This window comes from Sorangium sp. So ce362 (assembly GCF_051519845.1).
GTDB lineage: Bacteria > Myxococcota_A > Polyangia > Polyangiales > Polyangiaceae > Sorangium.
Genome location: NZ_CP150332.1, coordinates 5,049,283 through 5,071,422, shown reverse-complemented (window position 1 = coordinate 5,071,422; position 22,140 = coordinate 5,049,283). Strand labels below are relative to the sequence as shown.

The window sequence follows — 22,140 nt, the reverse complement described above, 5'->3', positions numbered from 1 at the left end:
CGTCGCGGCGGCTGAGCGGCGGCGCCGGCGCGCTCAGTCGGGCTGGTGCAGGACGCGCTGGGTGCGCTCGAGGAAATAGAACCGCTCGAAGCCCGCCCGCTGGAACGTGACCGCGCCGAACCCGTTCACGGCGATCGCGGCCGCGCCGAGGGCGTAGAACGGGACGCCGAAGCGGCGGCCGGAGACGGCGATCATGGCGAAGAGGAACGGGGCGAAGTCGTTGGAGAAGCGGTAGCCGAACTGGATCCAGCCGGTGTTCTGGTAGAAGAGGCTCGGCAGCGCGACCGCGGATGCCGTGGCGGCGAGCGCCCAGAACATGGGCGGCGTGCGCCGGGGCCAGAGCGCCCACGCGTAGATCGGCGTCGTCACCCAGAGCGCGAGCCCGTGCACGTTGATCTGGAAGGGCGTGCCCTGCACGTGGGCGTACGGCAAGCTCGTGAGCACCACCGCGAGGTTGCGCGGCAGGTAGTGGTACGAGAAGAGCCCCCACTTCTCGATCCGCGCGCGCCAGGCGATGTGGAGGTACCGGTGCCCGAACTCGGTCGCGTCGCCGAACCGCGCGTGGTTGTGCCAGAGCAGCGCGGCCAGCACGAGCGCCGCGGGCGCGGCGAACAGGGCGAGCCGTCGCGCGAGGGCGCGCGGGTCCGAGCGGCCCGCGCGGAGCGCCTCCCAGAGGAACAGCGGCAGGGCGAAGCCGAGCGGCGTGCGGGTGGCGAAGCCGAGGCCCAGGGCGAGGCCTGCAGCGAGGGGGTGGGCGGCGTCGAGCGCGCAGTAGAGATAGACGCACGCGAGCGCGGCGCCGACGACGTGCGCCGCGAACCACACGGTCCCTTGCACGGCGCTGAACCAGTAGACGCTCCCGAGCGCGAAGAGCAGCGAGAGCGCGACGTTCTCGGCCTGCGTGCGGCGGCTGCGCCGCGAGGCCGAGAGCTTCTCGAGCGCGAGGAAGAGGACGGCCGGACCGACGCCGGCGAACGCCAGGAAGAACTGCCCATCGCGTACGCGCTCGGCGCTGCCGACGAGCTGGACGAGCGGCGCGATGAGGACCGCGGGGAAGGGGGGAAAGCTGACGTAGTAGCGATCGCCGAGCACGGCGAAGTCGTTGCCGCCCGCGTACGCCGGCGGCGGCCCGCCGAGGTCGAGGCGTCCGTGGAGCCACGCCTCGGCGAGCAGGGCGTAGTGGTTGTAGGGCGTGTGGACGGTGAAGAGCTCGCGCGAACAGGTGACCGCGTACACGAGCGTCACGAGCGCGTAGAGGGCAAGCGCGACCGTTCCGCGCCGGCCCGCCCGCCGCGCCTCTCCTGACGATTCCGGTCGCTTGTCGGCGGCGCCCGCGGCGGGGACCTCGGGCATTGCGCTAGGGTCCATGCAGGGGCGACGCTACCATGCAGCCCCGTTCTGACGGCGCTCGTACTCGGTCTTGCGAGCCAACGCACCCCGCGCTAAACGCTCCGCCTTCACTGGCCCCGAACCCCATGTCCAAGATCGCCGTCTCCGCCAATGACATCGACCTCTCCGGCACCTCGCTGGACGTGCCGCTGCCGACCGACTGGCTGAACGCAGAGCTCGCTGACGTCAATGTCACCAGCCGCGCGCCAGGCCAACTCTCTGCCCGCCTCTCCCGCACGGGGAACGAGATCATCGTGCGCGGTCGTGTCAAGGCGTCTGTCGCCACGCCGTGCGCGCGGTGTCTCTCTCCGGCCGCGCTGGACATCGACGCCGAGCTCTCGCTCCTCTTGCGTCCGGCGCCGAAGGCCGAGGGCCGAGGGCCCAGCCACCGGCGGGACGACGCGGGGCCCAGCCACCGGCGGGACGACGCGGGGCGCAACGGGGCGACGAAGGCGGTGGCCAAGGTCAAGGAGCCCGAGTACGAGTTCTCGGCCGACGAGGCCGACGTCGACACGTACGACGGCGAGACGGTGGTGCTCGATCCGTTCATCCGGGAGGCCATTCTCCTCGAGATGCCGAACTTCCCCTTGTGCTCGGAGGCTTGCCCGGGTATCGGTCCTGCCGCGTCCCGAGAGGACCGCGAGGGCGGTTCCTCGACCCTCGCCCGCGGGGCGGTGGAGGAGGACGAGGCCGCTCCAGGCCTCGACCCGCGGCTCGCGCCGCTGAGCGCGCTCCGAGAGAAGCTTGGACAGAAGCCCGGCGGCTCTGACCGGCGCGCGCAACCTGCCTCAACTTCCCCGGCCAAGGCCGGGACACCGAAGAAGAAGACCAAGAAGGAGTAGCTCCGTGGCCGTCCCCAAGAGGAAAACCACCCCCAGCAAGCGCGACATGCGGCGCGCCAACCACGACAAGGTGACCCCCGTCCAGCTCGTTTCTTGCGAGAACTGCGGGGAAGCCCGGCTCCCGCACCGCGCTTGTGGCGCCTGCGGGCACTACAACGGGCGCAAGGCGAAGGCGACCAAGGCGACCGCGGCCACATGACAGGGGCGGGCGCGCGGACGCTGGCGGGCGTGAACGCTGCGCCCGCGCACCCGGGCGCGGCAAAGGCCCACGCGGGCGCGCGAGAGGTCGGCGCATGAGCGCCGCGCGGCCGAGGAGCCGTATCCTCGGGACGGGCAGTTACGCGCCCGCCCGGGTCCTGCACAACACCGATCTCGAAAAGATCGTCGACACCTCCGACAGCTGGATCAGCGAGAGAACGGGGATCCGCCGGCGTCACGTCGCGGCCGAGGGCGAGCTCACGAGCGACATGGCAGCCGCTGCCGGCCGCTCTGCGCTGGCGGCCGCCGGGCTCTCTGCGGCCGATCTCGACATGATCATCGTCGGGACGATCAGCGGCGACTCGCCGGTGCCCGCCTGCGCCGTGCACGTGCAGCAGAAGCTCGGCGCCGAGGAGATCCCCGCGTTCGACATCTCGGCGGCCTGCGCGGGCTTCGTCTACGGGCTCACGATCGCCGATCAGTTCATCTCCAACGGCGTGGCCCGGCACGTCCTCGTGATCGGCGTCGAGCTGCTCTCGCGCATCCTGAACTGGAAGGATCGCACGACGTGCGTCCTGTTCGGCGACGGCGCCGGCGGGGTCGTGCTCGGGCCTGCGTCCGGCGACGGCAGGGGCATCGTCTCGACGCGGATCTTCAGCGACGGCGCGCTCGCGAGCTCCCTGGTCATCCCGGGCGGCGGCACGGCCGAGCCGCTCACCGCCGAGGGCATCGAGCAGAACCGCAACAAGGTCCACATGGTGGGGCAGGACATCTTCAAGGTCGCCGTGAAGAACCTCTCCAGCGCCTCGCTGATCGCGCTCGACACGGCGGGCATGGCGGCCGCGGACCTCGACTGGGTCGTCGCGCATCAGGCGAACCTGCGGATCATCAGCCAGGTCGCCGCGCGGCTCAGCCTCCCGCTGGAGCGGTTCGTGCTGAACATCGAGGAATACGGCAACACCTCGAGCGCGTCGATCCCCATCGCCCTCGATGAAGCGGTCCGCGATGGGCGCATCAAGCCGGGCCACAACGTCCTGTTCTGCGCGCTCGGCGCCGGCATTTCCTGGGGCGCATCGGTCGTCCGGATGTGAGCGAGCCATGCGCGCGCGCCGGTGTCGAGGTCGAGATCTGCGCGTCCAGGCGGCCGAGCTCACCGGGCGTCCCAGCGTGAGCGGGGCCTGGCGCGCGCTGGCCTCGTGACGTGGTTCGGGGACGGACGACGTCCGTTTCCCCCGCTTGGAAGTGAGGGCAAACGTGAAAATCGCTTGGCTGTTTCCAGGGCAAGGGGCGCAAGAGGTCGGGATGGGCAAGGCCATCGCGGAGGCCTCGGCGGCGGCGCGCGGCGCGTTCGCGCGGGCGGACGCCGCGCTCGGCGAGCCGATCTCGCGGCTCTGCTTCGAGGGGCCGATGGAGGAGCTGACGCAGACGAGCAACACCCAGCCCGCCATCGTCGCCACGAGCTGCGCCGTGGCCGCCGCGCTCATCGAGCACCTGCCCGACCTCGAGCCGCCGCTGTACTCGGCCGGCCATTCGCTCGGCGAGTACAGCGCGCTGGTCGCCGCCGGCGCTCTGGAGATCGAGGAGGCGGTGCGGCTCTGCCGGATCCGCGGCGCGGCGATGCAGGAGGCCGTACCGGCGGGTGAGGGGGCCATGGCCGCGCTCATCGGGCTCGATCAGGACGTGGTGCTCGCGATCTGCGCGGAGGCCGCGCAGGGCGAGGTGATCGCGCCGGCGAACTACAACGGGCCGGGGCAGATCGTGATCGCCGGCCAGAGCCGCGCGGTGGCGCGGGCGGGCGAGCTCGCCGTCGCCCGCGGCGGCAAGGCGATCCCGCTCAAGGTGAGCGCTCCCTTCCACTGCGCGCTGATGCGACCTGCGGCCGAGCGCCTGCGCCCCGAGCTCGAGCGCGCCCGGTTCAGGCCGCTCGCCTTCCCGGTGATCGCGAACATCGACGCCACGCCGAACGCCGATCCGGAGCGGGTGCGGTCGCTCCTCCTGCGCCAGGTCGACGGCACCGTGCAGTGGATGCGGACGATCGAGCGCATGGCGGAGGACGGCGTCACGCACGCCCTGGAGATCGGCCCTGGCAAGGTGCTTGCCGGGCTGGTGAAGCGGATCACGAAGCAGATCAAGGTGCTCAGCGTGAGCGACATGGCGGGGATTGAGCGCGTGAGCGCGTTCCTTTCGGAGGCATAGGCATCGATGTTCGACCTTACGGGCAAAGTCGCGATCGTCACGGGTGGCTCGCGAGGGATCGGGCGGGCTGCGTCGGAGGCGCTTGCGGCGCAGGGGGCGCATGTGATCGTCAACTACGTGCGCGGGGAGGCCGAGGCGCGCGCGCTCGTCGAGGCGATCACCGCGCGCGGCGGCAAGGCCGAGGCGCTCGGCTTCGACGTCGCGAACCTGCAGGCGACCGAGGCCACCATCGCCGAGGCGGCGAAGCGCCTCGGCCGGCTCGACATCCTCGTCGCGAACGCGGGGATCGCGATCGACGGCCTGCTCCTGCGGATCAAGGAGGAGGACCTCGATCGCCTCTTCGCCGTCAACGTCAAGGGCTCGATCGCGTGCGCCCGCGCCGCGACGAAGGTGATGATGCGCGCGCGCACGGGGCGTATCGTCTTCCTCTCCAGCGTCGTGGCGGAGATGGGCAACGTGGGGCAGACGGCGTATGCCGCGACGAAGGCGGCCCTGCTCGGCGTGACGAAGTCGCTCGCGCGCGAGTACGCGGGGCGCGGCATCACCGTCAACGCGGTGGCGCCCGGGTTCATCGACACCGACATGACGACGACGATCAGCGCTGAGATGAAAGAGGGCCTGACCAAGATGGTCCCACTCGGGCGTACAGGTCGACCGGAGGAGGTCGCCGCGGCGATCGCATTCCTGTGCTCCGACGAGGCGAGCTACGTGACGGGCGAGACGCTGCGCGTCAACGGCGGCATGTACGTCTGAGCGCGCCGGATGGAGACGTGGGCAGCCAGGCGTCCGCTCAGCGGCGAACCAGGCGCACACGAAAAAGCCGGTCGCAGGTAATTCGATGGTGCAACGCCCATGGCGATGGGCTACTAGGGGGTCCGTTTTCCCGGGAGGAATACCATGGCTGAAGGTCGCGACATCACGGCCGAAGTAAAGCGAATCATCAAGGAACAGCTCGACGTCGACGAGAAGGACATCAAGCCTGAAGCGAGTTTCATCGACGATCTGGGCGCCGATTCGCTGGGCCTGGTGGAGCTTGTCCTCGCGTTCGAGGAGGCGTTCGAGATCGACATTCCGGACGAGGACACGGAGAAGATCCGGACTGTCCAGGATGCGGTCGACTACATCGAAAGGAATGCCAAGAAGTAGCGTCCCTACCGCCCTACCGGACGCGGCGTCACCATGGAGGTGTGATGGCGCGTGAGCCAGCGAAGGGTCCGCTCTTCGCCGAAGCACGTGTCCTCACCTCTGTGGTGGCGCTAGGGCAATAAGAGCCATGGAACGCGTTGTCATCACCGGCATCGGGCTCATGACGCCCAACGGCATCGGGACGCAGGCCACCTGGCAATCTTTGCTGGCTGGTCAGTCCGGTATCGGACCCATCACCCTCTTCGACGCGGGCGTCTTTCCGACGCGCTTCGCCGGCGAGGTGAAGGGCTTCGCCCCGGAGGAGTACATCCCCAAGAAGAAGGTGAAGGAGATGGGCCGCTTCGCCCAGCTCTCCATCGCCGCCTCGCAGATGTGCGTGAAGGACGCGGGGATCGAGTTCACCGAGGAGGACCGCGATCAGTGCGGCACCTTCATCGGCGTCGGCCTCGGTGGCCTCGAGTACCTGTTCCAGCACTCGATCACGCTGCACGAGAAGGGCCCCCACAAGGTCAGCCCCTATTTCATCCCGACGGTCATCGCGAACCTCGCCGCCGGACAGGTGGCGCTGGCGCTCGACCTGCGGGGCGCGAGCTACTGCAACACGAGCGCGTGCTCGTCGAGCGCGCACTCCCTCGGCGAGGCGTTCGAGTGGATCCGCCGAGGGCGCTCGCAGATCATGCTCACGGGCGGCGCGGAGGCGACGATCACCGGCCTCGGCATCGGCGGCTTCTGCGCGATGTTCGCGCTCTCGCGGCGCAACGAGGAGCCGCAGCGGGCGAGCCGCCCCTGGGACAAGGGGCGCGACGGCTTCGTCTGCTCCGAGGGCGCCGGGTCGCTGCTGCTCGAGTCGCTCTCCCACGCGAAGCGACGCGGCGCGAAGATCTACGCGGAGGTCGTGGGGTACGGCGCCTCGTGCGACGCGTACCACATCACGAAGCCGGCGCCCGAGGGCGCCGGGGCGCAGCGCGCGATGAGGATGGCGCTCGAAGACGCCAGGCTCGCGCCCGACGCGATCGACTACATCAACGCCCATGGCACCTCGACGCCCCAGGGCGACATCGAGGAGACCCGGGCGATCCTGAAGGTCTTCGGCGACCACGCGGCGTCGAAGCGCCTCTGGGTGAGCTCGACGAAGTCGGCGATGGGCCACCTGCTCGGGGGTGCAGGCGGGGTCGAGGCGGCGCTCTGCGCCCTCGCGCTGCGCCACGGCGCGGTGCCGCCGACGCTCAACCTGGACGACCCCGATCCCGAGTGCACAATCCTGGACTACGTGCCGTTCACCTCCCGCGAGCGCCGCCTGACGCACGTGATGTCGAACTCCTTCGGCTTCGGCGGGACGAACGTGTCGCTCGTGTTCTCCCAGTTCGACGGCTGATCGCGCGCCGCGCTGGATGGCTCGATGAAGTGCCCATTTTGCGGCCATCTCGAAGACCGGGTCATCGACTCCCGCGCCGGCGGCGCGGGTGAGGTGATCCGCCGGCGACGTGAGTGCGCCTCGTGCGAGCGCAGGTTCACGACCTACGAGCGCGTCGAGGACATCTTGCCGACGGTCGTCAAGAAGGACGGCCGGCGCGAGCCGTTCGACCGGCAGAAGCTCGTGCGGGGGCTGCGGATCGCGTGCAACAAGCGGCCCGTGTCCACCGACCAGATCGAGGCCATTGCCGACGCGATCGAGCGCGAGGCGCAGGAGTCCGAGCGGCGGGAGATCCTGTCGACCGAGCTCGGCGAACGGGTGATGAACCACCTGCGGACACTCGATGAGGTCGCCTATGTCCGGTTCGCCAGCGTCTATCGTTCCTTTCGGGACATCGACCAGTTCATGGTCGAGCTTGGCAAGCTTGTGAAGGCCAAGGGGCCCTAGTAGATCCGGCACTTCGATGTCTGCGAAGCTCCCCACCCCCGATCCCGAGTTCGACGCCGCGATGATGCGCCTCGCCATCGAGGAGGCGCACAAGGCGATGCCGTCGCCGAACCCCCCGGTCGGCGCGGTGGTGGTGAACGCCGCGGGGGAGGTCGTCGCCGTCGCGCACCACGCGCGGGCCGGCGAGGAGCACGCGGAGGTGCTCGCGCTCGCGATGGCCGGGGACGTCGCGCGCGGCGGGACGCTCTACGTGACGCTGGAGCCCTGCAACCATGAGGGGCGCACGCCGCCCTGCGTGGACGCGGTGCTGAGCGCCGGCATCAAGCGCGTCGTCATCGGCGCGCCCGATCCGAACCCCGGGGTGGTCGGCGGCGGGGCGCAGCGGCTCAGCGACGCCGGCCTCGCCGTCGAGATCGGCGTCGCCGGCGCCGAGGCCCGCGCGGTGATCGCGCCGTGGACCAAGTTCATCACGACCGGCATCCCCCACATCGCGCTCAAGCTCGCCCTGTCGCTGGACGGTCGCATCGCGACCCGCACGGGGGCCTCGAAGTGGGTCACCGGCCCGGAGGCACGCGCCAAGGTGCAGGAGCTCCGCTCGCGCCACGACGCGGTGGCGATCGGGATCGGCACCGCGCTGGCCGACGATCCGCGGCTCACGCTGCGCGAGGCAGGGCTCGCGCCCGGCGGGCGGAGCCCCATCCGGCTCGTCTTCGACACGCGGCTCCGGCTGCCGCTCCACACGCGCCTCGCGCAGACGGCGCGGGAGGTGCCGACGTGGGTGCTCACGGGCGCCGACGCGCCCGAGGCGGCGGAGCAGGTCCTCGTGGACGCGGGCTGCGTCGTCCTGCGCGCGCCGACCTCGGCGGAGGGCCGCGTCGACGTGACCGCCGCGATGCGCCTCTGCGCCTCGCAGGGGATCGTCTCCATCCTCGTGGAGGGCGGCGCCGAGCTCGCCGGCAGCCTGCTCGCGTCGCGCTTGCCGGACGAGCTGCACGCCTTCGTCGCGCCCATCCTGCTCGGCCCCCGCGGACGGCCGGGCGCGGTCGACTGGGCCGGCCCGGACACGCCGGGGGACGCGCCCCGGATCGTCGATCCGCGCTGGGAGCTCTGCGGCCGCGACGCGTACGTCAGCGGCCCTCTGGCCTTCCCGGCGCGCAGCTGATCAGGGCGCTCGCGCGGCTCAGCCCGCCGCCTCGGCGCCGCGCTTCTGCATCTTCCGCTGGACGATGCGCTTCTTGAGCGTGCCCATCCGGTCGATCATCAGCACGCCGTCCAGGTGATCGAGCTCGTGCTGGACGGCCACGGCGAGCAGGCCGTCGGCCGCGATCTCGAACGTCGCGCCATCGCGCCCGCGGGCGCGGACGCGGACGCTCTCGGCGCGCTTGATGTCCTCGCTGATGCCGGGGAACGACAGGCACCCTTCGGGGCCGACCTGCTGCCCCTCCTGCCGGACGATCTCCGGGTTGATGAACACGAGGAGGTTGCTCGGCTCGTTGTCGGAGGCGATGTCAACGAGGAAGATGCGGTGTGGCTCCCCGATCTGCGTGGCCGCGAGACCGACGCCGGGCGCGGCGTACATGGTCTCGGCCATGTCGTCGATAAGCCTCGTGATTTCGGGGGTGATGTCCCCGACCGGCTGCGCCTTCTGTCGCAGCCGCGGATCGGGATAGTGGAGGATGGTGCGGATGGCCATGGCTGCTCAACAGCATAACCTCCGTTTCTCGCCGGCGCTCGTCAAGACGTTCCCGTCGCGCGCGCCAGAGTTCTTCCCGTCTTTGTCGTTCCTGGCCGTTGCTGGCCGTTGCTGGTGGCCGTTTGCTGGCCGGATCTCGGCGGGCGGAGCTAGCGGTTCCTGCGGAACGAGGTCGACGTATCGACGGTGAGCCCGCGGGACTGGAGGTCTTCCACGATGTCCGGCACCAGCCCGGAAGGGTGGAACGTCCCCTCGAGCGCGCCGCCGGCGGCCGTCCGCTCGACCACGAACGTGAAGACGTCGCGAATGGCGATCTGCCCGTTCTCGACCGCGAGCTCGGCCATGCGGAGCACGCGGTGACGACCGTCGCGGAGCAGCGCGATCTCGATCGCCAGATCGAACGACGACGCCAGCCACTCGCGCGCCGTCTCCGGCGTGATCCCCGGGCGGGTCGCGGCGATGTCCGCGGGGAGCCGCGTCACCGCCTGCCGCAGCGTGGGCGCCCGGGCGGCCGCGAGCACGCCGTCCATGCCGCCGCCGATCGCATCCACGATCTCGGCCGCGACGTGGCCCGAGAACGAGCTCACCACGACCCGTTCGGGCCGGATGCGCACGGCCGCCTGCACCGCCCGCGTCCGCTCCGCCGTCGTGCTGCCGAGCGCGATCGACAGGGTGTTGGGCTGATCGAGGGCGAGCTCGTCCTCGTCCTGGAGCACGACGAACCGATCGTCGGGCTGCGCTGCGGCCGCGAGCGCGCCGAGCAACCAGCCCGTCCCTGCGTCCCGCGTCCCCGTGACGAGGAGGTTGCCGCGCCCGAGCACGCACTGGGAGAGCAGCCCGGCCATCGCGCGCGAGATCGTCCCGTTGCGCACCAGGTCTTCGAGCGTGACATCGGGGCGCTGCGGCTTCCGGATCACCAGCGTGGAGGTCGCCGCCGGCGGGAGCACGGCGAAGAGCCGCTGCCCTCTCGGCAGGGTCCGCTCGACGAAGCGCGCGCCGCCCTCGAGCGGCTGCCCGGCCATCACGCAGAGCCGGCGGATGGCCCGGTCGACCGCGCGCTCGCTGCTGAACCCGACCTCCGTGATCGCGCGCCGGCGCCCGTGCATCGCGATCACGTGGTCGTGACGGAACACCTGGATCTCACCGACCTCGGCGTCGTCGAGCAGGCGATCGAGCGGGCCGAGCGTGAGGAGCTCCCGCTGCGCGTCGGCCATGAGCGCCTCGGCGTCGATCTCGGAGGGCAGCTCGCCCGCCGCGCGCATCGCCTCCGCGCAGGCGGCGATGGCCTGCTCGATCCGCTGGGCGAGCGCGCCGTCCGGCGGCGCGCCGCCGTCGAGCGGCGCGAGGTCGACCCTGTCGCCGAGCCGCTCCACGAGGCGCCCGAGCGCCCTGCGGTGCGCCACGGCCTGCGCCGAATCGCCCTGCCCGCGATCGACCCGGTCCGATACGGGCGGGATGGCGCGCCGGCTGGGGATGGGGACCACGCTGGGGTGGACGGCGACGGTCGCAGCGCCCTGCGGCGGCGCGGCGGCGCTCGCTCCGCCCTGTCCCGGCAGCGGGGTCACGGTCGGGTACGGGCGCGCCATCTGCATGGTCGGGTGGACGGTGTGGACCGCCGCGCGACCGTCGCGCGCCGGGGAGGCGTTGGGCGCCGCGGGAGGGACCGGCAGCGGCGGGGCGTATGCGCCGCCCGGCGCGCCGGGCACGATGGGCGGGCGAGGTGAGGGGATGCGCGGCGGACCGGGGACGGGCGCGGCGGCCTCGGCCGACTCGTCCGGATCGTTCTCGAGCGGGAAGTGGCTGATCACGCCCTGGCTGGTGCGCGATGGCTCGCCCTTCTCGTTGATCAGCGGCAGGGGCGCCGACCGGTGCAGCCCCTTCTCGGCGGACGGCGGCGCGCGGTCGGCCAGATGCGCCGGATCGCCCGTGCCCGTCTCCTCCGGCACGCGCGCCGGCGGCGCCGTGCTGTCCGGGGGCGCCGTTCCGGCCGCGGCCGTCTCGATCCGCAGCACGAAGTCGCCGATGTAGATCTTGTCGCCCTCGCGAACGATCGTCGCCTGAGCGATCTTCCGGCCGTTGACATACGTGCCGTTCGTGCTCTTGAGGTCGGTGACGATGAAGCGCCCGTCGCGGAAGAGCAGCCGAGCGTGCCGCTTCGACACGTTGCCCTTCGGCAGCATCAGGTCGTTGCCCTGCACGCGACCGACGTTGATCTCTGTCCGGTCGAAGGTTTCGCGGCGCTCCGCGCCCCCTTTCTCGCTGATGATCACCGAGAACATCTCGTCGTCGCCTCGCGGGGCCAGGGCGGAGGTGAGACCCGATGCCCTCGCCACGCCATACGAGCAAGCTCGAACAGACATGTCAACGAGATGCCTTCGGATCCTGCTCCCGGGCGGCGAGCGGGCGCGAGCCCAGGCGCGCGCCCGCCGCGCTCAGGCGGCGCGGTGCAGGCGGAGCGCGGAGGCGCGGGTCCAGGAAATCGAGCCGCCGCGCGCTCGCGCCGGGGAGACGCCGGCGGCTCGTCGGCGAACAGGCGGAGCCATCGTCGGCCAGCGCCAGCTGCACGACGCCCGCGGGAGGTCACCCGCCACGCGACACCTCGAGACGCGCGTGGAGGGCGCGACGCCATGCACGGGCCGACGCACAAGGCTCTTCGATAGGAGCGCAAATCTTGACGGCCGCGCGAATTCTGCTTCGCACCGCGCGACGCGCCCGTGATTCGAACGCGCTTTCCACTCGCCGTCAGGATCTGCTGTACGGCGGAACATTCTCGTCGGGAGCTGCTGCAAGGAGGGACTGCCGGTGACGCGGCACTGCCCCCGCGTCAGCGCGTGCCGAACCATCATCGCTGCTTGACCTTGGCGGTTCGAGCCGTTTACGTTGGCGCCCGCTCGGACCGGGGAGAATCGTCGAAGTCGCCGCGCATGCACATCAACCAGCGGCTGGGCAATCGCCCTGCGCAAGCTGGATCTGTCTACGAGGGGGGGTTGCTGCAATCAGCCAAGCCCGCATCGGAATCAGGGACCGCAGCCGCGGTCTCCTCCCGACTGCCAGCCTGCGCGCCTCGGGTATCGACGAGCTCTGAAGTGGAGGAAATATGGCAGTTGGCAAGGTAAAGTGGTTCAACGATGAGAAGGGCTGGGGCTTCATTAAGCAAGAGACTGGCCCCGACGTCTTCGTTCATTATTCGCAGATCAACGGGGAGGGGCGCCGCCGTCTGTTCGAGGACGAGACCGTTGAATTTGAGATCAAAGAAGGTCCCAAAGGTCTCCAGGCGGTCAACGTGATCCGCGCCACCGCCTGACTCTCCTCCTGACCAGCGCCCCACCGGACTGCCCGCGCAGCGCCTCCGCTGCGCACGATCCATCCCACCTCCGAGCCTGATCATCGCGCGCCCGCAAGGCGGGTCCCGCGCGCAGCGGAGGATCTGCGCGCGGCTCCGGTGGGGCGCTCGGCGAGCGCCGCCTCCGGTGGGGCGCGTCGCCGATCGCGCTCAGCGCTCGGGTACCGGGACCTCGCGGAACGCCTCTTGACCCGGCACGAAGCGGTGCGAGGTGATGCCCGTGATCGCCCCCGCGTCGTCGACCTCGTAGACGTTGAACCCGGCCATCCGCTCATCGCTCTCGTGAAGCAGCGAGGCGCTGGCGGCGCCCACGGCGTCAATGTGACCCCGCTCGGTGTGCAGCTTCCGGTGAATGCGCCGGTGCAGGTGCCCGTGCAGCAGCAGGCCGCGGCTGACCTGCCGGAGCAGCCGCCCCTCGGCCGCGGCGTCTCCCAGGCCCTCGAGCAAGGTCTTCGCCCGGCTCGCAGGGTTGTGGAAGGGGTGATGCTGGAGCACGATCGGCGTTCGCCGTCGCACCTCCGGGTGCGACAGCACACGCTCCAGCGCGCGCAGCTGGACCGGGCCGATCCGCCCCGAGGCCACCAGCGGGGGACGGGGCCAGGCGGTCGACAGGCCGATGATCGCCACCGGCCCGCGCAGGTGCACGAAGGGGAACGCCGAGCCCCCACCGTCGCTGCCGGGCTCGATGTCATCGCGTCCCCCCGGCGCGTCGAGCGGGAGGTCGGAGCGCAGGTACGGCGCGAAGTACTGCGAGAACCGCTGCGAGCGGTGCGCGCCCTTCGTGTACGCGTCGTGGTTCCCCGGGACGATGCTCACCCGGTCGGGAGGGAACCCGAGATCGCGCTGCAGGAAGTCGCGGACGAGGCCGAACTCTCGCTCGAGCGCGAGGTTCGACACGTCGCCGGTGATGACGACGTGGTCCACGTCGAGCCGCCGGATCTCCTTCGCCGCCGCGTGCACCGGGTGCGGCTTGTGGATGGCGCGGCGCCGGAAGCGAAGGTTGATGTAGCCCGTCAGCCGCTTGTTCAGCAGCCGGAACGGGATGGCCCCCTCGAGGGACAGGAGGTGCAGATCAGAGAGGTGCGCGATCCTCACGGGCGCAGTATGGGCCCTTCCCGCGCGGCGGCCAACCGCAGCGCGGGCTCGTCGCCTGCGTTCCGGCTCATGCGTCGCGCGCGCAGCGGAAGCCGCGCCATGCCCGGCGGCTCGTCGGAAGGTCGTGCCCTCGCGCGGCGCCGCGCAGCCAGGGCCGACCCAGGATATAGCTGCCGCCCCGCAGCACGCGCTCCTCGCCCATGTCGGGCCCCCGCGGGTCCTTCGCGCTGCTGCTTGGATACTCGGGATGGTAGTAATCGGCGACCCACTCCTCGACGTTGCCGGCGAGATCGTCGATGCCGTCGGGGGTCCGCCCGGAGACGAGCGAGCCCACGGGAGCGAGCTCGAGGAAGCCGTCGCCGTCATCGAGCTCGTCGAACGAAAGCCTCCCGTGGTTCGCGTGGAAGGGGTTGTAGACATGGCCCCAGGGGTAGCGGCGCCCGGCCGCGCCGCGCGCGGCGCGCTCCCACTCGGCCTCGGTCGGCAAGCGACCGCCGGCCCAGGCGCAGTAGCGCTGCGCATCGCTCCACGAGACGAGCACGACCGGATAATCCAGCCGATCGAACCGCTGCCCGCCGGACGCATAGGGAGGCTCGGTGCAGAGTCCGGCCGAGACGCATCGGCGGTAGCTCGCGACGGTCACTTCGGTGCGGTCGATCCAGAAGTCCGACAGGTACACCTCGTGCGGTACGAGCTCGTTCGCGAAGCTCGCCTCGGTCTCGTCGACGCACAGATCGCCGCGCGGCTCGAGCTTGCAGAGCGTCACCGCGTGCGCGATCTCGATCTCGCTCGAGCCCATCGTGAAGCTCCCTGCGCGCACAAGGACCGCAGGTGGGCCGGGCGCGCGCAGCGCGACGACGCTCGCGGGCGAGCGCGGGCCGCCGGCGCCCGCCGGGAGCGCGGCCTCCGCGCTCGCCGGAAGGCGCGGGGCGCGGCGCGTGCGGGAGGGAGGGGCAGCCAGACCGATCATGGAGACTGCGAAAATCGAGGCCAGCGTGGCCAGCGTGAAGAGAGCCGCCGGACGCATGTCGGAGGCGTAGCATGCTCCAGGCTTGCGGACTGTTTCCGCCTGCTCTGACCGCGCTTCACTGCGCCCGAGGCGGCACCGCGCCCGAGGCGACGCGGTCTGTCGTCTGGGACGTCGTGGGCGCGGCGCTCGACGCGGCGTCGCGCGCTCGACGCGGCGTCGCGCGTCATGAGCGAAGGTGAGCGCGACGCGTCGCAAAAGTGCGCCGGGCGCCGAGGAGCGATAGACTCGAGGGGCTCGATGTCAACCCTTATGGACAACGCGAACACGATGAGCGCGGAGCTCGACGCCGCGGTGATCGAAGAGCTGCATGAGGCGTTCGAGAGCGGAGAGCTCGTGCTCTTCGTGGGGGGAGGCATCTCGGCCGCGGCCGGGCTGCCGACGTGGCGCCAGCTCGTCGACCTGCTCGTCGAGCGGGTGCGAGAGCAGGTCGGCGACGACGTCGTGACCGCCGAGGTCGCGTCGCTCGCGCGATCGCAGCGCTACAGCGAGGCGCTCGCCGCGGCGGAGCACGCCCTCGGCGCGGCGGAGTTCAACGCGTTCGTCGAGGACGCGCTCGACGACGAGGGGCTCGAGCCGCCGCGCATCGCGCTCGCGATCGCCGCGCTGCGGGACAAGCTGCGCGCGGTGCTCACCACGAACCTCAACCACCTGCTCGAGCGCGCCTTTGGCATCGAGTGGGACACCATGTCGCGCGTCACCGACGAGGCCGCGTGGCGGCGGCGGTTCATCCTCAAGCTGCACGGTACGCTGAAGGAGCCGGGCAGCTGGGTGCTCGCGCGCGAGCGTTTCCTCGCGTCGATCGCGGCCCCCGCCGTGCGCAGGTCGCTCACGGCCGTGCTCTCGAAGTGCCCCGTGCTCTTCATCGGATTCGGGCGCGCCGACGACAGCTTCGACGAGATGCTGTCGGACATCCACGCGCTCTCGGGCAGCTCGCCGCCGCCCCGCTTCGTCATCGTCCCGAGCGCGAGCCTGACGCCGTACCGCCGCGCGACGCTCGTGGACATGGGGTTCCTGCTCCTGCCCTACGACACCGCCGACGGCAGCCACGACAAGGCGCTCGCGATCCTCGAGCGCATGTGCGCGCCCCGCCCGCGCGCGACGCCGCTCCGCTCCCGCTCGATCGTCCCGCCGCCGATCCCCGACCTGGAGCTCCCGCCGTCGTCGTCGCCGCTCGGCTTCCCGGCGTACGATCTCCCGCCCGGCCCGGCCGCGTACGACGACGCGGTCACGGTGCCGGGGGCGCTCGACCCTCCGCGGCGCGACCGGGTGTCCGAGCCTCCGGCGAGCCCCATCGAGGTGTTCTTCTCGTACTCGGAGAGCAACCGCGAGCTGCGCGACAAGCTCGAGACGCACCTCGCCATCCTCAAGCGCAAGGGCGTCATCCGCGGCTGGCACGACGGCGAGATCGGCGCCGGCGAGGAGCGCGACAGGGCGCTCGCCGAGCACCTCGAGACCGCGAGGGTCGTCCTCCTGCTCATCAGCGCCGATTTTCTCGCGTCGGACTTCTGTTACGACGTCGAGATGCAGAAGGCGATCGATCGTCACGAGCGGGGTGAGGCGCGCGTCATCCCGGTCATCCTCGACGCCTGTGACTGGGAGGGCGCGCCCTTCGGCAAGCTGGCCAGCCTGCCGCGGGGCGGGCGCCCGGTGACGAGCTGGGTCAACCAGAGCGAGGCCTTCACAGACATCGCCAAGGGCATCCGAAAGCAGGTCGAGCAGCTCACCCAAAACCCCCCGTAGGCTCACCGAGCACCGGCGCCCAGCCGGTGAGCCAATCAGAGGTGCCACCGCCGCCCGGGATCTGGAGCGTCCCCGCGTGGAGCAGCCGGAACCTGGCCGCGCGCGAGGATCTGCTCGCCGAGATCGGCGCCGCGCTCGCGAGGCGCGGCATGGCGCCGCTCTGCGGGCTCGGCGGCACCGGCAAGACAAAGCTCGCCATCGAGTACGCGTACCGCAACGCCAGCGCCTACGACACGGTCTTCCTGATCGACGGCCAGAGCCCGGCGACGATGGACGCCGCCTTCATGGCGCTCGCCGCCGAGATGCGGCTGCCCGATCACGAGCAGCTGGATCCGGCGCGCGGGGTCGCGGCGGTGCGCAACAGGCTCGGGCGCCGCGGGCGCTGGCTCCTCTTCTTCGACAGCGTGCGCGACCCGAGCGAGGTCGAGCCCTACGTACCGAGCGTCTCGCACGGCGGCCACATCATCACGACGTCGCAGAATCCGATCTGGCGCGGGCTCACGACGGTGACCGTCCGCGGCATCGAGCGCGCCGAGTCGGTGAGCTTCCTGCTGCGGCGCACGGGCGAGACCGACGCGGAGTCGGCCGACGCGCTCGCCGAGGAGCTCGGTGACCTGCCGCTCGCCCTGGCGCAGGCCGGCGCGTACATCGAGGAGACCGGGCGCCCGCTCGCGGAGTACCTCGCGCTGTTCCGCCAGCGACCGGCCGCGCTCCTGGAGCGCCCGGTCAGCTTCCCGGTGACGGTCGCGACCACGTGGGAGAGCGCGCTCGCCGCGGTGTTCAGCCACCAGGCCGCGGCGGAGCTCCTCAGCCTCTGCTCATTCCTGCCGATGGACGCGATCCCGCGGCGGGCGCTGAACGAGTACGACCCGCTCGCGCTCGACGACGCGATCGCGATGCTGCGGCTGCACTCGCTGATCGAGGTGCGGCCGCACGCGCTCAGCGTTCATCGTCTCGTGAAAATCGTCGTCCGCAACCAGCTGCGACGGGACGATCGGCGGCAATGGATGGAAGCGGCGCGCCGCATCGTCCAGGCTTCCGGCAGGTTCTTCCCCAGCACGGAAGAGGAACGCGAAGGTAGGACGGAGCCGGATTCGGGGTAAGGCAACCCCCCCGAAGCAGCCATGGAGGTTCGACCCGCATGTATCCGCCGAGAGCGTCATATACCGTCTCTTCCTGGGTCTTTCCCGACCGCGTATTCTCGTTGCGCTTCAGGTCCGTCGTGAGACCTTAAGGCCCGCGAGAGGAACTATGGTTGCCTTGGCGACGAGCCCCGCCGATGTGTTCTTCTCCTACGCCCCGAGGGACGAGGATCTGCGGCCCAAGCTCGAGACGCACCTCGACGCGCTCAAGCGGCAGGGGGTCATCCGGACGTACCAGGGCTTCGCGCTCGGCGGGGGGAGGGAGCGGCGAGAGGCGTTCGCGGCGAGGCTGCGCGAGGCCCGGGTCGTGCTGCTGCTCGTGAGCGCGGACTTCCTCAACGCCGACGCGTGGCTCTCGCCGGAGATCCGGGAGGCGATCGCCCGGCACGAGGCGGGGGAATGTCGTGTCATCCCCGTCATCCTGCGGCCCTGCGCCTGGGAGAAGACGGTGCTCGGCACGCTGCAGCCGCTGCCCAACCGCGCGCGGCCCGTGACGAGCTACCCCAACCAGAGCGAGGCCTTCACCGAGATCGCGAAGGGGATACGGAGCGCCGTCCGCGAGACGGAGCCGCCGACGCAGCGGCCGGCCCCCCGGCGACAGTCGAGCTCGCCCGACGCCGAGCCGCACATCAAGAAGCTCCCGCCGCGCAACCCGAGCTTCACCGGGCGCGACCAGCTCCTCGACGAGCTGCGGAGCGCGCTCACGACGGGCGGGCCCGCGGCGCTCACGCAGGCGATCAGCGGCCTCGGCGGGATCGGCAAGACGCAGCTCGCCGCGGAGTACGCGCACCGGTACGCGAGCCAGTACAACGTCGTCTGGTGGGTCCGCGCCGAGGAGCCGGCGACGATGGCCGAGGACTTCGCGCGCCTCGCCGCGGCGCTCGACCTGCCGGAGCAGAACGAGGCCGACCAGCGGATCGCGATCGAGGCGGTCCGGTCGTGGCTGTCGCGCAACGACAAATGGCTCCTCGTCTTCGACAACGTCAACGACCCGCGGGACGTCGCCCCGTACCTCCCGCACCCGCGCACCGGGCACATCCTGATCACCTCGCGCAACCCGAGCTTTCGCGGCATCGCCACGCCGCTCACCGTGCCGGCGCTCGCTCGCGCCGACTCGGTGAAGTTCCTGCTCGAGCGGACCGGGCAGAGCGACGAGCGCGCCGCGGAGAGGCTCGCCGAGACGCTCGGCGGTCTGCCGCTCGCGCTGGTGCAGGCGGCGGCGACCATCAAGGAGACGAGGTCCTCGATCGCGACCTACCACGCGGTCTTCGGCGACCATCAGCGCGAGCTGTTGCTCCGCGGGGTGCCGATGGATTACCCGACGCCGGTCGCCACGACCTGGGGCCTCGCGTTCCAGGAGGCGCAGCGCTTCTCGCCCGTCGCCGTCGATCTGCTGAGCCTGTGCGCGTTCCTCGCGCCCGACGACATCCCGCGCGAGGGCCTCGCCGACGCCGCGCCGCACCTGCCGCCGGCGCTCGCGGAGGCGCTGAGCGATCCGCTGATGCTCGACGAGGCGGTCGCCGCGCTCCGCCGCTACTCGTTCATCGACGTGCACGAGGGCGCGCTCTCGGTGCACCGGCTCGTCCAGGCGGTGGTCCGTGATCGCCTCTCGCCTCAGGACCGGCGGGTGTGGGCCGAGGCGGCGGTCCGCCTCGTCGATCACGCGTTCCCCGAGAGCAGCGACGACGTGGAGACGTGGCCCTTTTGCGCTCGCTGGCTGCCGCACGCGCTCGCCGCGGCGAGCCAGTCCGAGGCCTACGACGTCGCGAAGGAGGTGCGCGGGCGCCTCCTCGCCCGGTTCGCCGTCTACCTGCAGGGGCGCGCGGCGTTCGCGGAGGCGAAGGGATACCTCGAGCGGGCGCTCGCGCTCCACGAGGCGGCGTTCGGCCACGATGACCCGAAGGTCGCGGCCGTGCTGCGCAGCCTCGGCAGCGTCCTGCACGACCTCGGCGACCTCGGCGGCGCGCGGGCCCACCTGGAGCGCGCGCTGGCGATCGACATCGCGAGCTTCGGCCCCGACCACCCGGACGTCGCGCGCGACGTGAACGACCTCGGCAGCGTGCTCATGGATCAGGGCGATCTGCCGGGCGCGCGCAAGCACCTGGAGCGCGCCCTCGCCATCGACGAGGCGACGTACGGCCCCGACGACCCGAGCGTCGCGATACGGCTCAACAACCTGGGCGCGCTCTTCCGCGACCTCGGCGACTTCGCCGGCGCGCGCGTGCACCTCGAGCGGGCGCTCGTGATCGACATCCGGGCCTACGGGCAGGAGCACCCGACGGTCGCGATCGGGCGCACGAACCTCGGCCGGCTGCTCCACGATCTCGGCGACCTGAAGGGCGCGCGCGAGCAGTTCGAGGAGGCGCTCAAGATCGACGAGCACAGCTACGGCTGCTACCACCCGCGCTTCGCGCTGGCGCTGAACAACCGCGGGCGCGTGCTGCGCGACCTCGGCGACCTCGCCGGGGCGCGCGCCGACTTCGAGCGCGCGCTCGCGATCGTCGAGGACACCTACGGGCCGGATCACCCGGACGTCGCGCGGGACATCAACAATCTCGGCAGCGTGCTGCGCGATCTCGGTGATCTCGAGGGGGCGCGGGCGAACTTCGCGCGCGTGCTGAGGATCGCCGAGGCGACGTACGGGCCGGATCATCCGGCGGTGGCGATCGGCTGCAACAACCTCGGCAGCGTGCTGCAAGCGCTCGGCGAGCTGCCCGGGGCGCGCGAGCAGCTGGAGCGGGCGCTCGGCATCGCGCAGGCCACCTACGGCCCGGATCACCCGGTCGTGGCGAGCATCGTGAACAACCTCGGGCGCGTGCTGCAGGCGCTCGGCGATCTATCGGGCGCGTGGCAGCAGATCGAGCGCGCGGTGGCGATCGCCACGAAGGCGCTCGGGCCGTCGCACCCGTCGGTGCAGATCTTCTCGCGGAACCTGGCGCGCCTCGGCGACGCGCTCGGGAGCAGCGCCGAGGCTACCTGAGCAGAAGCGCGGCGCTCGTGCGACGCGGCGGTGCGCTCGGCGCGCGCCCGCGCCGGTGAGGCCAGCGCGCGCCGCGCATGGGGACGCCGGGAGACCCCCGGCGTCCTCTGCATCCTGGCTGTTCTCTGGCCGTGGAGGTGTGGAGGGCTAGCCGAGCAGGATCTGCGTCGGGTGCTCCAGCAGCTGGCGCAGGACCTTGAGGAAGGTCGCCCCGACCGCGCCGTCGACGACGCGGTGATCGCAGGAGAGCGTCATGCTCAAGCGGCGGCCCGGCACGACCTGCTCGCCGCGCACGACGGGCTCGCGGCGGACCTGACCCACGGCGAGGATCGCGCCCTCGGGGGGGTTGATGACGGCCCCGAAGTTGTCGATCCCGTACATGCCCAGGTTCGAGATCGAGAACGTCCCGTTCGCCATCTCCTCGGGCCGCAGCTTCTTCGCCTTGGCCCGCCCCGCGAGCTCGCGCACCTCGGCGGCGATATCGAGCACCTGCTTGCGGTCGACGTCGCGCACCACCGGGGTGACGAGGCCCTCGGGGACGGCGACCGCCACCGAGATGTCGACGCGCCGGTGGATGAGGATCGCATCCGAGGTGAACTGCGCGTTGCACTCCGGCACGCGCACGAGCGCGATGGCGCACGCCTTGACGAGGAGATCGTTGAAGCTGATCTTGGGCGGCTTCTCGCCCTCGGCGGCGGTCGCCGCGAGATCCGCGTTGATCTGCTCGCGCAGCGCGTTCAGCGGATCGGCGTCGACGTCGATGGAGAGATAGAAGTGCGGGACCGTCTGCTTCGACTCGGTGAGGCGCCGGGCGATCGCCTTGCGCATCATGCTGAGCGGCCGCACCTCCGGCGCAGCGAGCTCGCCGGGGGCGGCAGGCGCGGCCGCCGCGGCGGTCGGCGCCGGCTTCAGCCCCTCGAGATCGCGCGCCACGATGCGCCCGCGCGGACCCGTACCGGCGACGCTGGTCAGGTCGAGCCCGCGCTCGCGGCCGAGCTTGCGCACGTAGGGCGACGCCCTCACGCGCCCGTCGGACGACGGCTGCGGCGCCGCCGGCTGCGTGGGCGGCGAGACCGCGTCGCCGCGCGCCGCGGGCGGCGCGGTCGTCGCGGGCGCCTCGCCGCTCGGCGCGGCGCTGCCGGCCGGCTGCGCCGCGCGATCCCCCTTGGGTTGAGCTTCCGCCGCGCTCGGCTTCGGCGCCGGAGCGCCGCCGCCGCTCCCCCCGGCGAGGGCGCTTATGTCCTCGCCCGGGTTGCCGATGATCGCGACAGGCTGGCCGAGCTGAACCACGCTGCCCGCGGGCACGAGGATCTTGAGCAACGTCCCTCGATCGAAGGACTTGTACTCCATGGTCGCCTTGTCGGTCTCGACGTCTGCGAGCAGATCGTCGATGTCGATCGTGTCGCCTTCCTTCTTGTGCCACGCACTGATCTGCCCCTCCTCCATGGTTGGGGACAGCTTCGGCAGTTCCAGAACCTTCGCCAT

Annotated in this window: 19 protein-coding genes; 13 read left to right on the top strand and 6 right to left on the bottom strand. The window is 71.5% G+C overall.

Features of this window, described 5'->3' with window-relative positions; genetic code table 11:
• Positions 1 to 33: 33 nt before the first annotated feature.
• Positions 34 to 1,353, bottom strand: coding sequence for a hypothetical protein (locus WMF17_RS19680; RefSeq protein WP_437650715.1), 1,320 nt, complete (start codon positions 1,351 to 1,353; stop codon positions 34 to 36).
• A gap of 122 nt (positions 1,354 to 1,475) precedes the next feature.
• Here WMF17_RS19680 and WMF17_RS19675 point away from each other — a divergent pair, with 122 nt between their 5' ends.
• The 9 genes from WMF17_RS19675 (at position 1,476) to ribD (ending at position 8,794) form a co-directional block, all read left to right on the top strand.
• The gene (locus WMF17_RS19675; protein ID WP_437650714.1) at positions 1,476 to 2,231 is read left to right on the top strand and encodes a YceD family protein; all 756 of its coding nucleotides are present in this window, start codon (positions 1,476 to 1,478) and stop codon (positions 2,229 to 2,231) included.
• A 4-nt stretch (positions 2,232 to 2,235) separates the two neighbouring features.
• A complete protein-coding gene (gene rpmF / locus WMF17_RS19670) occupies positions 2,236 to 2,430 on the top strand; it encodes a 50S ribosomal protein L32 (protein ID WP_020736516.1) in 195 nt (64 codons plus the stop codon).
• A gap of 94 nt (positions 2,431 to 2,524) precedes the next feature.
• Positions 2,525 to 3,520 carry a beta-ketoacyl-ACP synthase III gene (locus tag WMF17_RS19665; protein ID WP_437650713.1) on the top strand — a complete coding sequence of 332 codons (996 nt, stop codon included), beginning with the start codon at positions 2,525 to 2,527 and terminating at the stop codon, positions 3,518 to 3,520.
• 163 nt (positions 3,521 to 3,683) lie between these two features.
• On the top strand, positions 3,684 to 4,625 hold the full coding sequence (gene fabD, locus WMF17_RS19660; protein ID WP_437650712.1) for an ACP S-malonyltransferase: 942 nt from the start codon (positions 3,684 to 3,686) through the stop codon (positions 4,623 to 4,625).
• Positions 4,626 to 4,631: 6 nt separating this feature from the next.
• Positions 4,632 to 5,378 carry a 3-oxoacyl-ACP reductase FabG gene (gene fabG, locus WMF17_RS19655; RefSeq protein ID WP_437603607.1) on the top strand — a complete coding sequence of 249 codons (747 nt, stop codon included), beginning with the start codon at positions 4,632 to 4,634 and terminating at the stop codon, positions 5,376 to 5,378.
• A gap of 144 nt (positions 5,379 to 5,522) precedes the next feature.
• Positions 5,523 to 5,771, top strand: coding sequence for an acyl carrier protein (gene acpP, locus WMF17_RS19650; protein ID WP_020736512.1), 249 nt, complete (start codon positions 5,523 to 5,525; stop codon positions 5,769 to 5,771).
• A gap of 127 nt (positions 5,772 to 5,898) precedes the next feature.
• Positions 5,899 to 7,146, top strand: a complete 1,248-nt coding sequence (gene fabF, locus WMF17_RS19645) for a beta-ketoacyl-ACP synthase II (protein WP_437603606.1) — start codon at positions 5,899 to 5,901, stop codon at positions 7,144 to 7,146.
• A gap of 24 nt (positions 7,147 to 7,170) precedes the next feature.
• Positions 7,171 to 7,632 carry a transcriptional regulator NrdR gene (nrdR, locus tag WMF17_RS19640; protein WP_437650711.1) on the top strand — a complete coding sequence of 154 codons (462 nt, stop codon included), beginning with the start codon at positions 7,171 to 7,173 and terminating at the stop codon, positions 7,630 to 7,632.
• Positions 7,633 to 7,648: 16 nt separating this feature from the next.
• Entirely contained in the window at positions 7,649 to 8,794 is a 1,146-nt protein-coding gene (ribD, locus tag WMF17_RS19635) for a bifunctional diaminohydroxyphosphoribosylaminopyrimidine deaminase/5-amino-6-(5-phosphoribosylamino)uracil reductase RibD (RefSeq protein WP_437603605.1), read from the top strand.
• 18 nt (positions 8,795 to 8,812) lie between these two features.
• On the opposite strand, the gene def is transcribed toward ribD, so the two are convergent.
• On the bottom strand, positions 8,813 to 9,325 hold the full coding sequence (gene def / locus WMF17_RS19630) for a peptide deformylase (RefSeq protein WP_437603604.1): 513 nt from the start codon (positions 9,323 to 9,325) through the stop codon (positions 8,813 to 8,815).
• Between the two features lie 149 nt (positions 9,326 to 9,474).
• Positions 9,475 to 11,685, bottom strand: a complete 2,211-nt coding sequence (locus WMF17_RS19625; RefSeq protein ID WP_437650710.1) for an ATPase, T2SS/T4P/T4SS family — start codon at positions 11,683 to 11,685, stop codon at positions 9,475 to 9,477.
• Between the two features lie 737 nt (positions 11,686 to 12,422).
• Here WMF17_RS19625 and WMF17_RS19620 point away from each other — a divergent pair.
• Positions 12,423 to 12,629, top strand: coding sequence for a cold-shock protein (locus WMF17_RS19620; RefSeq protein ID WP_012236438.1), 207 nt, complete (start codon positions 12,423 to 12,425; stop codon positions 12,627 to 12,629).
• A gap of 189 nt (positions 12,630 to 12,818) precedes the next feature.
• Here the strand turns inward: WMF17_RS19620 and WMF17_RS19615 are convergent, their stop codons facing one another.
• Positions 12,819 to 13,763, bottom strand: coding sequence for a metallophosphoesterase family protein (locus WMF17_RS19615; RefSeq protein WP_437603602.1), 945 nt, complete (start codon positions 13,761 to 13,763; stop codon positions 12,819 to 12,821).
• Positions 13,764 to 13,830: 67 nt separating this feature from the next.
• Complete coding sequence (locus WMF17_RS19610; protein ID WP_437650709.1) at positions 13,831 to 14,790, bottom strand: formylglycine-generating enzyme family protein; 960 nt, start codon at positions 14,788 to 14,790, stop codon at positions 13,831 to 13,833.
• 240 nt (positions 14,791 to 15,030) lie between these two features.
• On the opposite strand from WMF17_RS19610, the gene WMF17_RS19605 reads away from it, so the two are divergent.
• From WMF17_RS19605 to fxsT, 3 genes are all read left to right on the top strand, one after another.
• On the top strand, positions 15,031 to 16,533 hold the full coding sequence (locus tag WMF17_RS19605) for an SIR2 family protein (RefSeq protein ID WP_437603600.1): 1,503 nt from the start codon (positions 15,031 to 15,033) through the stop codon (positions 16,531 to 16,533).
• Between the two features lie 26 nt (positions 16,534 to 16,559).
• Complete coding sequence (locus WMF17_RS19600; protein WP_437603599.1) at positions 16,560 to 17,636, top strand: ATP/GTP-binding protein; 1,077 nt, start codon at positions 16,560 to 16,562, stop codon at positions 17,634 to 17,636.
• A gap of 148 nt (positions 17,637 to 17,784) precedes the next feature.
• The gene (gene fxsT / locus WMF17_RS19595; protein WP_437603598.1) at positions 17,785 to 20,655 is read left to right on the top strand and encodes an FxSxx-COOH system tetratricopeptide repeat protein; all 2,871 of its coding nucleotides are present in this window, start codon (positions 17,785 to 17,787) and stop codon (positions 20,653 to 20,655) included.
• Between the two features lie 147 nt (positions 20,656 to 20,802).
• Here the strand turns inward: fxsT and WMF17_RS19590 are convergent, their stop codons facing one another.
• Entirely contained in the window at positions 20,803 to 22,140 is a 1,338-nt protein-coding gene (locus WMF17_RS19590) for a dihydrolipoamide acetyltransferase family protein (RefSeq protein WP_437603597.1), read from the bottom strand.

Excerpts from the sequence above, each read along its gene's own strand:
- ribD (WP_437603605.1), top strand. The coding sequence starts at position 7,649 with ATGTCTGCGAAGCTCCCCACCCCCGATCCCGAGTTCGACGCCGCGATG.
- fabF (WP_437603606.1), top strand. The coding sequence starts at position 5,899 with ATGGAACGCGTTGTCATCACCGGCATCGGGCTCATGACGCCCAACGGC.
- WMF17_RS19590 (WP_437603597.1), bottom strand. The coding sequence starts at position 22,140 with ATGGCGAAGGTTCTGGAACTGCCGAAGCTGTCCCCAACCATGGAGGAG.
- WMF17_RS19675 (WP_437650714.1), top strand. The coding sequence starts at position 1,476 with ATGTCCAAGATCGCCGTCTCCGCCAATGACATCGACCTCTCCGGCACC.
- fxsT (WP_437603598.1), top strand. The coding sequence starts at position 17,785 with ATGGTTGCCTTGGCGACGAGCCCCGCCGATGTGTTCTTCTCCTACGCC.
- nrdR (WP_437650711.1), top strand. The coding sequence starts at position 7,171 with ATGAAGTGCCCATTTTGCGGCCATCTCGAAGACCGGGTCATCGACTCC.
- acpP (WP_020736512.1), top strand. The coding sequence starts at position 5,523 with ATGGCTGAAGGTCGCGACATCACGGCCGAAGTAAAGCGAATCATCAAG.
- WMF17_RS19605 (WP_437603600.1), top strand. The coding sequence starts at position 15,031 with ATGTCAACCCTTATGGACAACGCGAACACGATGAGCGCGGAGCTCGAC.
- fabG (WP_437603607.1), top strand. The coding sequence starts at position 4,632 with ATGTTCGACCTTACGGGCAAAGTCGCGATCGTCACGGGTGGCTCGCGA.
- WMF17_RS19620 (WP_012236438.1), top strand. The coding sequence starts at position 12,423 with ATGGCAGTTGGCAAGGTAAAGTGGTTCAACGATGAGAAGGGCTGGGGC.
- WMF17_RS19610 (WP_437650709.1), bottom strand. The coding sequence starts at position 14,790 with ATGCGTCCGGCGGCTCTCTTCACGCTGGCCACGCTGGCCTCGATTTTC.
- def (WP_437603604.1), bottom strand. The coding sequence starts at position 9,325 with ATGGCCATCCGCACCATCCTCCACTATCCCGATCCGCGGCTGCGACAG.
- WMF17_RS19680 (WP_437650715.1), bottom strand. The coding sequence starts at position 1,353 with ATGCCCGAGGTCCCCGCCGCGGGCGCCGCCGACAAGCGACCGGAATCG.
- WMF17_RS19665 (WP_437650713.1), top strand. The coding sequence starts at position 2,525 with ATGAGCGCCGCGCGGCCGAGGAGCCGTATCCTCGGGACGGGCAGTTAC.
- WMF17_RS19625 (WP_437650710.1), bottom strand. The coding sequence starts at position 11,685 with ATGTCTGTTCGAGCTTGCTCGTATGGCGTGGCGAGGGCATCGGGTCTC.